Origin of the sequence: Phycicoccus sp. Soil803, assembly GCF_001429685.1 — a bacterium.
In the GTDB taxonomy this organism is placed as follows: Bacteria; Actinomycetota; Actinomycetes; order Actinomycetales; family Dermatophilaceae; genus Pedococcus.
The window spans coordinates 3,333,534-3,345,857 of the sequence record NZ_LMST01000001.1; the positions used below are offsets into that span (position 1 = coordinate 3,333,534).

At 66.2% G+C, this 12,324-nt stretch carries 12 protein-coding genes; 7 read left to right on the forward strand and 5 right to left on the reverse strand.

What is annotated here, in order from left to right; genetic code table 11:
• Window positions 1–141: 141 nt before the first annotated feature.
• Together ASG95_RS15435 and ASG95_RS15440 are read right to left on the reverse strand one after the other, a co-directional pair.
• Window positions 142–753, reverse strand: a complete 612-nt coding sequence (locus ASG95_RS15435; protein WP_057378023.1) for a sigma-70 family RNA polymerase sigma factor — start codon at window positions 751–753, stop codon at window positions 142–144.
• Window positions 750–1,193 (reverse strand): MarR family winged helix-turn-helix transcriptional regulator, encoded by a 444-nt coding sequence (locus ASG95_RS15440; protein WP_082592672.1) that lies wholly within the window; start codon window positions 1,191–1,193, stop codon window positions 750–752. The genes ASG95_RS15435 and ASG95_RS15440 overlap by 4 nt, the downstream gene beginning before the upstream one ends.
• Window positions 1,194–1,358: 165 nt before the next feature.
• On the opposite strand from ASG95_RS15440, the gene ASG95_RS15445 reads away from it, so the two are divergent.
• The gene (locus tag ASG95_RS15445; protein ID WP_057378025.1) at window positions 1,359–2,006 is read left to right on the forward strand and encodes a hypothetical protein; all 648 of its coding nucleotides are present in this window, start codon (window positions 1,359–1,361) and stop codon (window positions 2,004–2,006) included.
• A 371-nt stretch (window positions 2,007–2,377) separates the two neighbouring features.
• Here ASG95_RS15445 and ASG95_RS15450 read toward each other — a convergent pair whose 3' ends face one another.
• The 3 genes from ASG95_RS15450 to ASG95_RS15460 all read right to left on the reverse strand — a co-directional run bounded on the left by ASG95_RS15450 (window position 2,378) and on the right by ASG95_RS15460 (window position 5,638).
• The gene (locus ASG95_RS15450) at window positions 2,378–2,824 is read right to left on the reverse strand and encodes an SRPBCC family protein (protein ID WP_057378026.1); all 447 of its coding nucleotides are present in this window, start codon (window positions 2,822–2,824) and stop codon (window positions 2,378–2,380) included.
• 84 nt (window positions 2,825–2,908) lie between these two features.
• Complete coding sequence (locus tag ASG95_RS15455; RefSeq protein ID WP_082592674.1) at window positions 2,909–3,661, reverse strand: haloacid dehalogenase type II; 753 nt, start codon at window positions 3,659–3,661, stop codon at window positions 2,909–2,911.
• A gap of 705 nt (window positions 3,662–4,366) precedes the next feature.
• Window positions 4,367–5,638, reverse strand: coding sequence for an ROK family transcriptional regulator (locus ASG95_RS15460; protein ID WP_057378027.1), 1,272 nt, complete (start codon window positions 5,636–5,638; stop codon window positions 4,367–4,369).
• A gap of 146 nt (window positions 5,639–5,784) precedes the next feature.
• Between ASG95_RS15460 and ASG95_RS15465 the strand changes: the two genes are divergently transcribed.
• From ASG95_RS15465 to ASG95_RS15490, 6 genes are all read left to right on the forward strand, one after another.
• Window positions 5,785–6,639 carry a sugar phosphate isomerase/epimerase gene (locus ASG95_RS15465; RefSeq protein WP_057378028.1) on the forward strand — a complete coding sequence of 285 codons (855 nt, stop codon included), beginning with the start codon at window positions 5,785–5,787 and terminating at the stop codon, window positions 6,637–6,639.
• Window positions 6,636–7,793 (forward strand): substrate-binding domain-containing protein, encoded by a 1,158-nt coding sequence (locus ASG95_RS15470; RefSeq protein WP_057378029.1) that lies wholly within the window; start codon window positions 6,636–6,638, stop codon window positions 7,791–7,793. The genes ASG95_RS15465 and ASG95_RS15470 overlap by 4 nt, the downstream gene beginning before the upstream one ends.
• A 47-nt stretch (window positions 7,794–7,840) precedes the next feature.
• Window positions 7,841–9,319, forward strand: a complete 1,479-nt coding sequence (locus tag ASG95_RS15475; RefSeq protein WP_057378030.1) for a sugar ABC transporter ATP-binding protein — start codon at window positions 7,841–7,843, stop codon at window positions 9,317–9,319.
• A 3-nt stretch (window positions 9,320–9,322) separates the two neighbouring features.
• Entirely contained in the window at window positions 9,323–10,303 is a 981-nt protein-coding gene (locus tag ASG95_RS15480; protein WP_057378031.1) for an ABC transporter permease, read from the forward strand.
• A gap of 5 nt (window positions 10,304–10,308) precedes the next feature.
• Window positions 10,309–11,403 carry a Gfo/Idh/MocA family protein gene (locus tag ASG95_RS15485; RefSeq protein ID WP_057378032.1) on the forward strand — a complete coding sequence of 365 codons (1,095 nt, stop codon included), beginning with the start codon at window positions 10,309–10,311 and terminating at the stop codon, window positions 11,401–11,403.
• Entirely contained in the window at window positions 11,400–12,320 is a 921-nt protein-coding gene (locus ASG95_RS15490; RefSeq protein WP_057378033.1) for a sugar phosphate isomerase/epimerase, read from the forward strand. The genes ASG95_RS15485 and ASG95_RS15490 overlap by 4 nt, the downstream gene beginning before the upstream one ends.
• The last annotated feature ends 4 nt before the right edge of the window (window positions 12,321–12,324 follow it).

Below are 12,324 nucleotides of genomic sequence, written 5' to 3' on the forward strand. Positions count from 1 at the left end.
TTGGGCGACCACGGTCAGGAGTTCGGTGCGACGCTCGATCCGGCTTGGTTCGCGCCGCTCATGACCGCGACGATTCCCGAGGCGCAGCGGCCACCGATGGCGCTGCGCCCAGACGTCAGAGGACGGACTCGAAGGGGATCGTCAGGCTGTGGCCGCAACGTGGTCAAGCGCGCTCGCCAGGCTCCGCAGCCCGTCCCTGATCCGGGTCTTGGCCGTGCTCTGCGGGATTCCGAGCTGGACCGCGACCTCCGGGTACGTCAGTCCGTGGAAGTAGGCCAGCTGGAGGGCGGTGCGCTGCTTCACCGTCAGCGCCGCCAGGGCGCCCCTGACCCGGGCAGCCTCGAAGGAGGAGTGCGCCGACTCTGCCGTGGAGTCGAAGGGCGCATCGGTGACCTTCCGCGACCACACGTCATCACGAGTCCGGCTGGCGCTGATGCTGCGGACTCTGTCCACCGCGCGCCGGTGGGCAATCGTCAGGACCCAGCCGATGGCGGAGCCACGGGAAGGCTCGAAGCGACTCGACTCGGCCCACACGCACGCAAAGACGTCCCGAGTGACCTCTTCAGCGAGGGAATGCTGGACCACGAGGCGCAAGACCAGGCCGAACACCCGGGAAGCCGTGGCGCCGTACAGCCCCTCGAAGGCTCTCTCGTCGCCGGAGGCGCATCGAACCAGCAGGTCTGCCAACGCGGGCGCCGGGTCAGGTTCACCGAGATGACCCGTGCCGCCACCCAGGCGAGCATGCTCGCTCATGGGTGGCGCACGGACATGCGCATCACAAGATCGTGCAGGCCGTCCCTGAGCTCGCCGAGCTCGTCACCGCACAGGCCGGTCTGATCCACCACGTTCAGCTGCGCCCTCGACGCAGCTGACTCCAGGTCAGCGCCCTTGCTGGTGAGCCTGACTCTGACCGCTCGCCCATCGGCGGAGTCCTGGTCCCGCACCACCAAGCCGGCCTCCTCGAGACGGCCGAGGATGGGACTGACTGCGGGCGACGACAGCTGCAGCCGAGCGGCGATCTCGTGGATTAGTGGGCCGTCCGACTCCCACAAGACCAACATCACCAGGTACTGCGGGTAGGTCAGCCCGATGGCCTCGAGCAGGGGCCGGTAGGCCCGAGTCACCTGGTTGGTCGCGGCGTAGAGGGCAAAACACAGCTGGTCGTTCAGTCGCAGATTGCTGGACGTGGCCATGGGGCTCCTTCGTGACATCCATCAATATAGATAACGCGTGAAGTAAACGGGGGCCCGCGCCCGATGCGGTGGGGCGGCAATCCGGATGGCCGGGTTGTGACGAACACCACATCGGGTGTGGTGCATGGGCGCCGAGGGGCACCCCAACGCAATGAAGGGTTCGACATGAACAAGACCATGAAGGTCGCCTTGGCAGTACCGGCTGCCGTTCTGCTTTCGGCCGGGGCCGCGGCTGCGGTCAGCGCGGGAACCTTCGGTGCATCTTTGGCGCCGGTTCCCCACGACCACGCAGCTGATGGCGGATCGAACGTCACCGGCAACGCCGTGCTGCGGCTCACTGGTCGCACCCTGGACATCAACCTGACTGCCTCGGGCTTGACCCCCAACGAGCCGCATGCCATGCACATTCACGGCCTGACACAGGCCAGGAACGAGTGCCCGGGCATCGAGGCCGACACCAATACCGGCGACCCGATCGACCCCTCTACCTTCGTCGCGGGCCAACCCGACGGGCTCATCTCCCTGGGCGAGGGGGCACCTGACTACGGTCCCATCGACGTGTCCATGACGGTGACCGGCGACACCAGCCCCTCCAGCGGCCTCAGCCTTGAACGGTTCCTGGCCGCCGACGCCAATGGCAACCTCAACTACCACCGCAGCGTCGTGGTTCCCAAGGAGGTCGCCAAGAACCTCGCCAACCTTCACATCGTCATCCATGGCACGGACCTGCCGAGCGACCCGGACCACACCTCGCTGAGCAGCTTGTTCGAAGCGACCCTGCCCGTGGCCTGCGGCGAGATCACTCGCCAGTAGCCAGCCCTGTCACTGCCGAGCCTCTCGTGCTCGGCAGTGACAGGCCCTTGGTTCATCGCGGGGCCGAGGTCACCGCCGTCTTCACCGACGAGCGTGACTCGCTCGACATCTCAAAGAACAGCCCGCCACGGGGGCAAATGCCTGCATGGCTCCTACCATCGCCGCGTCCTGAGGCCAGGCGTCATGCAGACCGAGATCTTGGCCGCACTCGTCGTCGGCCTTCCTTCGGACGGACCTCACCCACCCGCGGCCCGTTCGTGGACCCGCCCCGGCAGACGAGCCTCCGTATGCCGGTTCGCCGACCCGTCGGCCATGCTGCCGGGGGCGGTCGCTTCCGCCCTCCTGACCCGTGGTCGCCGAACCCACTGAGGTCAGCGGTGGGCGGCCTCGAGCAGGGTCTTGAGTCGTGCGAGGTCCTTGGTCGTGGCCTTGCGCATAGCGAGTTCCATGACGGGTGCGGCAAGTCGGGAGAAGCCTGCAGGGTTGCCCCGGTTACGCAGGGTCATCCTTGTGCTGCCGTGGCCAACCGTCTCCCACCTGTACGTCGTTTCCATCGGGAAGGGACCGTCTGCGGTCCTCATCACCAGTCGCACCTGCGGTTCGAGCTCGACCACCTCGTAGGTGTACGCCAAGCGCCTGCCCAGGAAGTGCGCGACGAAGTCCATCCGCGATCCGACCGCCACGGGCGGCTGGGTCTGCCAGACGACGGACGTGATGTTGGTGTACCAGTCCGGAGCGTTTGTGGGGTCGCTCGCAAACGAGGCAACCGCGCTGACCGGCATGTCGATCGTGGTCTGCACCTGCACGTCCACAGTCATGGCGACATCATCTCGCACCCGCGCGGTGGACCTCAGGACGACTGTTCGGGACGCCGGACAAACGTCGAGGAGTAGATCCGGCAGTCAGCCTGTCCGGTCTCCCGTCAGGGCCCGGGCGAGCTCGACCAACGTCGGCGCCTCGACATCGGGCCTGGCATAGAAGCCGGGGTAGAGCGCGCCTGCGCGATTGATGAGGCCCGAGGCGAGCCCAGCCTTGTGGGCTCCGTGGATATCCCACGGGTGGACAGCCACCAGCATGCTCTCCGAGGCGCTGGCGCGGCATTCCTCCATCGCGTATCGGTAAGCCGCCGCGGCGGGCTTCCATGCCGATGCGTCCTGAACGGACAAGAGTCGCTCGAACCGCTCCAGAATGCCGTTGCGCTCGAGGAGCCCCTCGGCAACAGCTGTCGACCCGTTGCTGAGTGTCACCAAACGCATTCCGGCGTCACTCAGGGCGCGGATCCCGTCCACGACGTCAGGGTGGAGCGGCAGCTGCATGAAGGCGCTCATGACGCGTTCGACTCCACCATCGACATCCGGAACGCCCCGGGCCCGGAGCAGGCCAACGAGCGAATCGGACGCCACCTGCGCGAAGTCCGGGTTCTCACCGGTCACGGTCAGCGCGAACCCGTCCCGCAGCAGTCCGGCGAACCAGGTGGCCGCAAGCTGCGGAGACAGGCCCGCCTCTCCGAAGCGATCCGCAAGAACGCTCATGTCGGACAGCGTCTCGTTGACGTCGAACACGATCAGGCTGGGGCGGCGCGGGCCATCGGACGCAGCCTCGTCGCGCTCGACCAGAGCATTGTGCGAGCGATCTCCTAGGGACGCTTGGTTCATGCGTTTCTCCTTCGTTGGGACTGCGAGTCCATGCGGTCTTCATCCTTCGCTCGTCACCATCATGCGGCCCGTCGCGCCCACCCTCACCTCGAGACTCGTGGCAGGCAGAGTCCGCCGCGTTGGTAACCGTTGACCGATCGCTGTACCGGGAGGTCTTGCCACGGTCGGGCACCCGGCGGCCCTCTGCCCGCACGAAAGCCTGCTGTCGCCCGGAAATCGACCCCGGCGACACCCTGAATGGGCGTCTTGACGCCTCCGGCAGGGCGTCTCATGCGTTTCTGCCTCGTCCCAGCCATCCCGCCGTGTGCCACTCGTCCCGGAGCGTCTCAACGCCGGCTGGCTACGCATTTGGCTACACGTGCCAACGCCAGAGGCCCTCTCCTCGAAAGGAAAGGCCCTCTGACCTGCTACTTCGTGGTAGCGGGGGCAGGATTTGAACCTGCGACCTCCGGGTTATGAGCCAGCCCAGCCCACGTCTCACCCGTCCCGCGCCCTCTCCCCCGGCGCACGAAATCTCAGCGCCGGGTCCCCGTCGTCACGCCGCGTCTGAAGCCGTCCCGCCACCTCCCGGTTACACATCTGGCCACACCTCCACAGTGCGGACACAGTGCGGACACAGTGCGGACACAGTGCAGGTCCGTCCGACGTGGCTACCGCCCCAGGATCCATTCACTGCCCTGCACGACGGCCCCTGCGCGGGACGCACTACTGGGCAGTCAGCTCGGCACGGCCTGCGGGAGTTCCTTGATCCAGCCATCTCGGGAGGATTTGAGGCGAGAGCAGGGCGTCCATGACCATGTGAGCGGCGCCGCGCAGACCAGCGCGGTCGCTCAGGCCTGAGCGGACGATCTGGAGTGAGCGGGTCGCGAGGGGCAGCGACCGGCCAATCACGGTCTGCCGAACCTCTGCCAGATAGTAGTCGCCTGCCTCCGACACCCCCCCTCCGACGAGGATGAGAGACGGGTTGAAGAAGTTCACGATCCGGGCCAAGGTCTGCCCGACCAGTCGGGCAGAGCCTGCCAGGAGCTTGATCGCCACGGGGTCGCCGTGGATGGCGGCGTCGCTCACGGCGCGCGCATCGATCGTGTTCCCGTGCGCGAGCACATCGGCGAGATAGGCACTGTCACCTTCTCGGGCGGCGGTCTCGCCGTCCCGCGCCAGCGCTGCGCCCCCAGCCAGCGCCTCGAGGCAGCCGAACTTGCCACACCGGCACAGCACGGTGGACCCCTCCTCCACAGTCACGTGCCCGATGTCGCCCGCGCAGCCCTGAGCCCCCCGGTGCAGGACGCCCTGAGAAATAAGTCCTGCGCCAATACCGGAGCCGATCTTCACGTAGACGACATCGCGCAGGCCCTGAGCTTGCCCAGCACGCAGCTCCCCCAGCGCCATCACGTTGACGTCGTTGTCGACCCAGACCGGCACATGAAACCGTCCCGCGAAGAAGGTGCGCACGTCGAACCCGTCCCAGCCGGGCATGATGGGAGGCGCAACCGGCCGACCAGTGTCGAACTCGACGGGGCCCGGAAGGCCAATCCCCAAGCCCCATATGGGCGGGCTGGCGCCGAGCTGCTGAAGGAGCTCGTCAAAGACTTCGGCCACGCGGGTGAGCACCGCGACCGGCCCCACGGTCACGTCTGCGTCCTCTTCGTATTGGGCCAGAAGAGTCCCCTCTAGGTCGCTCACGGCTGCCCCGATGCTTGTCGCGCCAAGTTCGGCTACCAGAATCCGGCCAGCATCGGCGGGAAACCGCAGTCCACGAGGTGCGCGACCACCGGTCGACCGCAAGGGCGGAGCCTCGACCAGTAGGCCCGAGTCCATCAGACGGGCCACCCGCTGGGTCACGACATTTCTGCCAAGACCCGTGGCGTGGGCGAGTTCCGGCCGTGTGCTGGCCCGGCCGGAGCGCACGGCATCCAGCACACGGACCAGGTCGGCGACGTGATCGGGAGCGAGGGCCCCTTGAGTTCTGGCATCCATGTCAGCCACCTCCTTCTGTCTGTGACGCAAATGTATCAGCACGTTTGCTCTTGACTTTTGCACGCAACATGCAGAAGTATGCATACCACAGTAAAAACCTGGCAGGGGCTGAGACACCCCACACTGCAGACAGAACGGACTCGACGATGAGGCTCGGTTACCACACCATCACCTGGGGTGGCGTCGTGGGCGACGCCACGGGCGTGACCAGCATCAAGGACCTCTTCTACCGCGTGAACGGCCCCATGAACCGTGCCTTCGCGGACATCGCGAGCCTGGGGTACGAGGGCGTCGAGATGTTCGACGGCAACGTGGCGGACTACGCAGACCGGCCCGACGAGCTGCGGGACCTGCTGGCCGACGCCGGCGTGGTGCTGGCAGCCGTCTACACCGGGGGCAACTTCATCTACCCGGACATCCTGAGCGACGAGCTGCACCGGGTGCGTCGGGCAGCGGAGCTCGCTGCTCTCTTCGGAGCCGACAGCCTCGTTGTGGGCGGCGGCGCCCGCAGGGCGTCGGGTACCACAGGCGGGGACTACGCCGCGCTGGGCTCTGCACTCGACCTGGTCACTGACATCGCCGAGGAGCACGGGTTGGTGGCCTGCTACCACCCGCACCTCAGCACCATCGTCGAGAGCCCGGATGAGCTCGACCGCCTCATGCCGCTGACCCGGATCGGCTTCTGCCCCGACACCGCCCACCTGACGGCCGGTGGCGGTGACCCTGCGGACCTGATCCGCCGCTATGCGACGCGCCTGCGTCACGTGCACCTGAAGGACGTGGACGTGGCGACAACGCATTTCCTTCCCCTGGGCCAGGGGGACGTCAACTTCGATGACGTCATCGCGGCCCTAAATGAGAGCGGTTACGACGGCTGGATCGTCGTCGAGCTCGACTCGTTCGAAGGCGACCCTCGTGAAGCGGCCGCCACAAGCAAGAAGTACCTCGACACGCTGCTCGCAACCGCTGGCGGCACCCTCCCCTCAGGAGAAATTCGATGAAGAAGAGCACCTACCGCCTGGCGGGCCTGGCGACCGCCATCGCCTTGGCCACGGCCGGCTGCAGTTCAGCCACCAGCGCGACCACCAGCGTCGACGCCGGAGTGTCGTCCAAGGCCGATGACGCGCTGGCGAAGATCAAGGGCACCGTCCTCAGCAAGGGGCCCCACGGCGAAGACCCGTCCCCTGCCTCGTCTGCGGACCTCAGCGCCGAGGAGATCACGAAGGTCAAGGGCATGAAGGCCAAGGCGGCGATCGTCATGCACTACGGCGGCAACGACTGGGCGAATGCCCAAGTGGCGGGCCTGAAGAGCGAGTTCGGCAAGCTGGGCATTGAGGTCGTCGCAATCACCGACGCCAACTTCAAGCCAGACAAGCAGGTGTCCGACCTGGAGACCGTGCTCAACCTCAAGCCCGACATCATCGTCTCCATCCCCACCGACCCCGTGGCCACGGCTTCTGCGTTCAAGAAGGCCGCCGCTTCAGGAGTCAAGCTCGTCTTCATGGACAACGTCCCGCAGGGGATGAAGGCTGGCACCGACTACGTCTCGGTCGTTTCCGCCGACAACTACGGCAACGGCGTCACCTCCGCCCATCTGATGGCCAAGGCCCTGGGCGGCAAGGGCGAGATTGGCCTCGTCTTCCACGAGGCCGACTTCTTCGTCACGAAGCAGCGCTATGACGGGTTCAAGTCCACCATCACCAAGGACTACCCCGACATCAAGATCGTGGAGGAGAAGGGAATCGCAGGGCCCGACTTCGCTGGCGATGCACAGGGTGCGGCCAATGCGATGCTGAGCAAGCACCCCACCTTGGCCGGCATCTGGGGCGTCTGGGACGTTCCCGCCGAGGGCATCATGGCCGCGGCACGTGCCTCCGGCCGTGCAGACCTGAAGATCGCCACAGAGGACCTGGGCAAGAACGTCGCCATCGCCTTGGCGAAGAACGAGCTCGTGGTCGGTTTGGGCGCGCAGCTGCCCTTCGACCAGGGCGTGGCGGAGGCTCGACTGGGCGCAGGTGCGTTGCTGGGCAAGACGGCCCCGGCGTACGTCGCCCTGAGCTCGCTGCCTGTCGACCACTCGAACATCCTCGAGGCGTGGAAGCAGGTCTACCACCAAGAGGCCCCGGCCGACCTGAAGAGCTCGTACAAGAAGTAGACATCCCGGCGGGGCGGTCCGGCAGCGGCCCNGCGACAGCGGTAGAAATGCACGGCATCAGCAAGGCATTCGACGGCGTCGTCGTCCTGGACAACGTCGACTTCGAGGTCCGCCGCGGCGAGGTCCATGCCCTCGCGGGGGGCAACGGCGCAGGCAAGTCGACGCTCATGAAGATCCTCCAAGGGGTCTACCGGGCCGACGAAGGGGAGATCCGCGTCGACGGTGAGCCCGCGGACATCAACTCCATCCACAGCGCGCGAGCAGCGGGCATCGGCATGGTGTTTCAAGAGTTCAGCCTGGTACCGACTCTGACCGTGGCACAGAACATCTTTCTGGCCGACGAGCCCGCTGGAAGGTTCGGTCTCATCGACGACCGCGCTGCCGTCGCGAAAGCCGCGGACGTCTTTGCGACCATGGAGGTCTCAGTCAACCCGAAGGCCATGGTTGCCAGCCTTGGAACTGCCTACTGGCAGCTCACCGAAATCGCCAAGGCGCTGGCCCAGAACGCCCAGATCTTGATCATGGACGAGCCGACGGCGAGCTTGGCCAAGCACGAGACCGAGGCGCTTTTCGACCTTATCGGTCGGATCAAAGATCGCGGAATCTCGATCATCTACATCTCCCACCGGATGGACGAGATCTACCGAATCGCCGACCGCATCACCATTCTGCGCGATGGGAAGCGCCTTCTCACCGAGCCGCTGGCTGCAGTCACGCCCGAGCAGATCGTCGAGGGGATTGTCGGCAAGAAGATCGAAGGTCAGATGAACTACCGCGAGCGGGAAGGTCTCGACCAGCGTGAGGCCCTGCTGGAAGTATCCGGGCTGACCAGTGGTCCTCTGGTTCAGGACGTCTCATTCACCGTCCACGCAGGCGAGATCATCGGGCTCGCCGGCCTCATGGGTAGTGGACGCACCGAGCTCGCCCGAACCCTCTTCGGGATCGACAAGGCCACGAGCGGAACGATCCGACTCCGCGGCAAGGAGATCACCGTCAATGACCCCCGCGCCGCGATCGGTCACGGACTCGCGCTCATCCCGGAGGACCGTCGCGAACAAGGACTGGTCCTGGACCACTCCGTACGCGAGAACCTGCTGCTTCCCCTGCTAGGGAAACTCAAGAAGGGTCCCCTGCTCGACGGGAAGGCAGGAAAGGCCATGTCCTCCAGCCTCATTCGGCGGTTTGCCATCAAGGCAGCCAACCCGAATCGGCCTATTCGTCTGCTCTCGGGCGGCAACCAACAGAAGGTCGTGATCGCCAAGTGGCTGGGCACCGAACCCGACGTCCTCATCCTTGACGAACCCACCGCGGGAGTAGACATCGGGACCAAGTCCGAGATTCTCGACATGGTCCGCGCCCTCGCTGATGCCGGCAAGGCCGTCATCGTCATCTCCTCGGAGTACCCCGAGCTCCTCGCGGTCAGCGACCGCATCCTCATCCTGCGTGACGGCTCTGTGACCCGCGATCTGCGGCGGAGCGAGATCGCCGACGAAGAATCCCTTCAACTCGCCGTTCAAGGAGTCTGAGCCATGAGCACCATCGCACCGAACAAAGAGACCACCGCAGTGGGCTCATTTCAGAGCCGCATGTCCACGATCGACTGGCGCCGCTACGTCATCTACATCGGCTTCCTGGTCGTCTTTGCCTTCTTCGCCGTCCTGTTGCGCGACCAAGGTTTTCTCTCCTCCAACAACCTGCTCAACATCTTCCGCCAGACGGCGACGATCACGGTCATCGCTGTGGGTATGACCTACGTGATCGCCTGTGCCGAGATCGACCTGTCCGTGGGCTCAGTAGCAGGACTCTCGAGTGTCGTGACTGCCATGGCGCTTTCCAGCTGGGGTCTCATCCCCGGCGTCCTCGCCGGACTCGCGGTGGGCCTTGCCGTGGGCGCGGTAAACGGTGCCCTGGTGAGCCTGCTCGGTATCCCGTCGTTCCTTGTGACGCTGGGCATGCTTGGCATCGCCGCAGGGGTGGCGCAATGGATAACCGACTCGGCGCCCCAGCCCATCCTGAGCGACACGTTCAACCTGATCTTCGGCGGTGGAAACTTCGGTCCAGTCCCCGGCCTGCTCGCGTGGAGCGCCATCTTCGTGACCATCGGCGCCATCGTGCTGGCCAAGACGCGCTTCGGCCGTCAGGTGCTCGCGACCGGTGGCAACCGCACCGCGGCTCAGTTCACTGGGGTGAACACACGCCGGATCAAGTTCCAGGTGCTGCTCCTGTCCGCCACGGTTGCCAGCGTGGCCGGCATGCTCTACGCGGGCCGGCTGCAGTCCGGACGGTTCCAGTGGGGCGCAGGCGACGAGCTGTCCGCCATCGCGGCGGTGATCCTGGGCGGCACCAGCCTCTTCGGGGGCGCAGGATCCGTGGTCGGCACGCTTTTCGGCGCGCTGCTCATCGGCCTCATCAACAATGGCCTGATTCTTGCCGGACTCGACAGCAGCCAGCAGCAGGTCGTCCGCGGCGTCATCATCATCCTGGCCGTCGCACTCGCGCGGAAGAAGTGAGCCGCATGCCCGCACTGCGAGCTGGAATCATCGGCGCCGGCTTCATCGGCGGTGTGCACGCCTATGCCGTGCGAGCAAGCGGAGGAGTGGTGACGCAAGTCGCCGATCACTCCCCCGAGGCAGCGGCCCACGCCGCCGTTCGGCTCGGAGCCCAATCAGGCGCCGAGTCCGCCGAGGCGCTCATCGCCTCGGACGACGTCGACGTGGTGCACATCTGCACACCGAATGACACGCACTACGACCTGGCGCTCGCCGCAATGCAAGCCGGGAAGGCGGTCATCTGCGAGAAGCCGCTGGCCATCAGCGCGGAGCGCGCCGCCCTCTTGGCCCAGACGGCCGAGGCCACCGGCGCGGTCACCGCAGTGCCGTTCGTCTACCGCTTCTACCCCTCCGTCCGTGAGGCGAGGCACCGCATCTCCAGCGGACAGGCGGGAGACCTGTGGATGCTGCACGGCTCCTATCTCCAGGACTGGCTCTCCGGCTCACAGGAAACAAACTGGAGGGTGGACCCGGCCAGAGGCGGTGGGTCGCGAGCATTCGGCGACATCGGTGTCCACTGGTGCGACGTCATGGAGTTCACCACCGGACACCGCATCACACGTCTCGTGTCCCGGATGTCCCAGGCCTATGCCAGCCGAGCAGGCACCGACGGCGGTTCGGTTGTGGGAACCGAGGACGGCGCAACCGTGATGTTCGAGACCGACCGCGGCGCGACCGGCTCGGTGGTAGCCAGCCAAGTGTCGCTGGGCCGCAAGAACCGCCTCTGGTTCTCCTTTGACGGGACCGAGGCGGCCTACGTCTTCGACCAGGAACTCCCGGACTCTCTGTGGATCGGTGGGCGATCCTCCAGCCAGATAGTCCCCCGTGGACCGGATACGTTCGCCGCCGGTGGCGGCGCCGACTACTCGCGCCTGCCTGCCGGACACCCACAGGGATACCAGGACAGCTTCACCGCGTTCATGGCAGATGCGTATGCCGCGGTGTCCGGCCCGCGGCCCGAAGGACTTCCCAGCTTCAGCGACGGCCACCGGGCCGCCGTCATCACCGAGGCCGTCCTGGCCTCGGCTGCCAAGGACTCTTGGGTGGAGGTGCCCTCGTGAAACTCGGATTCCTCACGTCCTGCCTGCCGGACCGGCCCCTCGAAGACATTGCCAGGTGGGCGGCGGAACACGACTATGAGGCGCTGGAGGTGGCAGCTTGGCCAGCACTCGGTGATCGACCGTTCACGGCTAGCCACATCGCGGCCGAGTCGTTCACCGACTGCGACGCCGAGAAGATCCGTGCGCTCTTCGAACAGCACGATCTCTCCCTGTCGTCCCTGGCGTTCTATGACAACAACCTCCACCCCGATCCCCAGGAACGACAGGCGATCAACGACCACGTCATCGCGTGCATCGACGCTGCTGCTCTCCTCGATGTCCCCACCGTCGGGACGTTCATCGGCCGCCATCCCGGCCAGAGCGTGGCGGACAACCTTCGCGAGGCCGAGAGGATCTTCCCGCGACTCGTGGACCACGCCGGCCAGAAGGGCGTCAAACTGGTCATCGAAAACTGCGTCATGGAGGGCTGGCACCCCGATGGCTATCCCGGAAACCTTGCGTACTCCCCCGAGCTCTGGGAGTGGATGTTCGGGCTGGGCCTCTACCTGAACTACGACCCGTCCCACCTGGTCTGGATGGGCATCGACCCCGTGGAGGCGCTGCGCCCCTACGTGGACCGCGTCGCCCACGCCCAGGCCAAGGACATCGAGCTGTTCCCGCACAAGCGGAACCGGTTCGGCTGGCCCGGGATTGCGGACAAGAGCGCGGACCCCTGGAACGTCGGCTGGTGGCGGTACCGCATCCCCGGCCGCGGTCAGGTCGACTGGAACCGCGTCGTGGACACGCTCTACGAGGGCGGGTTCGACGGCGTGCTGTCGGTGGAGCACGAGGACCCCGTCTGGGGTGGCAGCGAGGCCCGGATCGAAACCGGGCTGCTCGTCGCCCACCGCACCTTGCGACCACTCATCATCGCCTGACCCC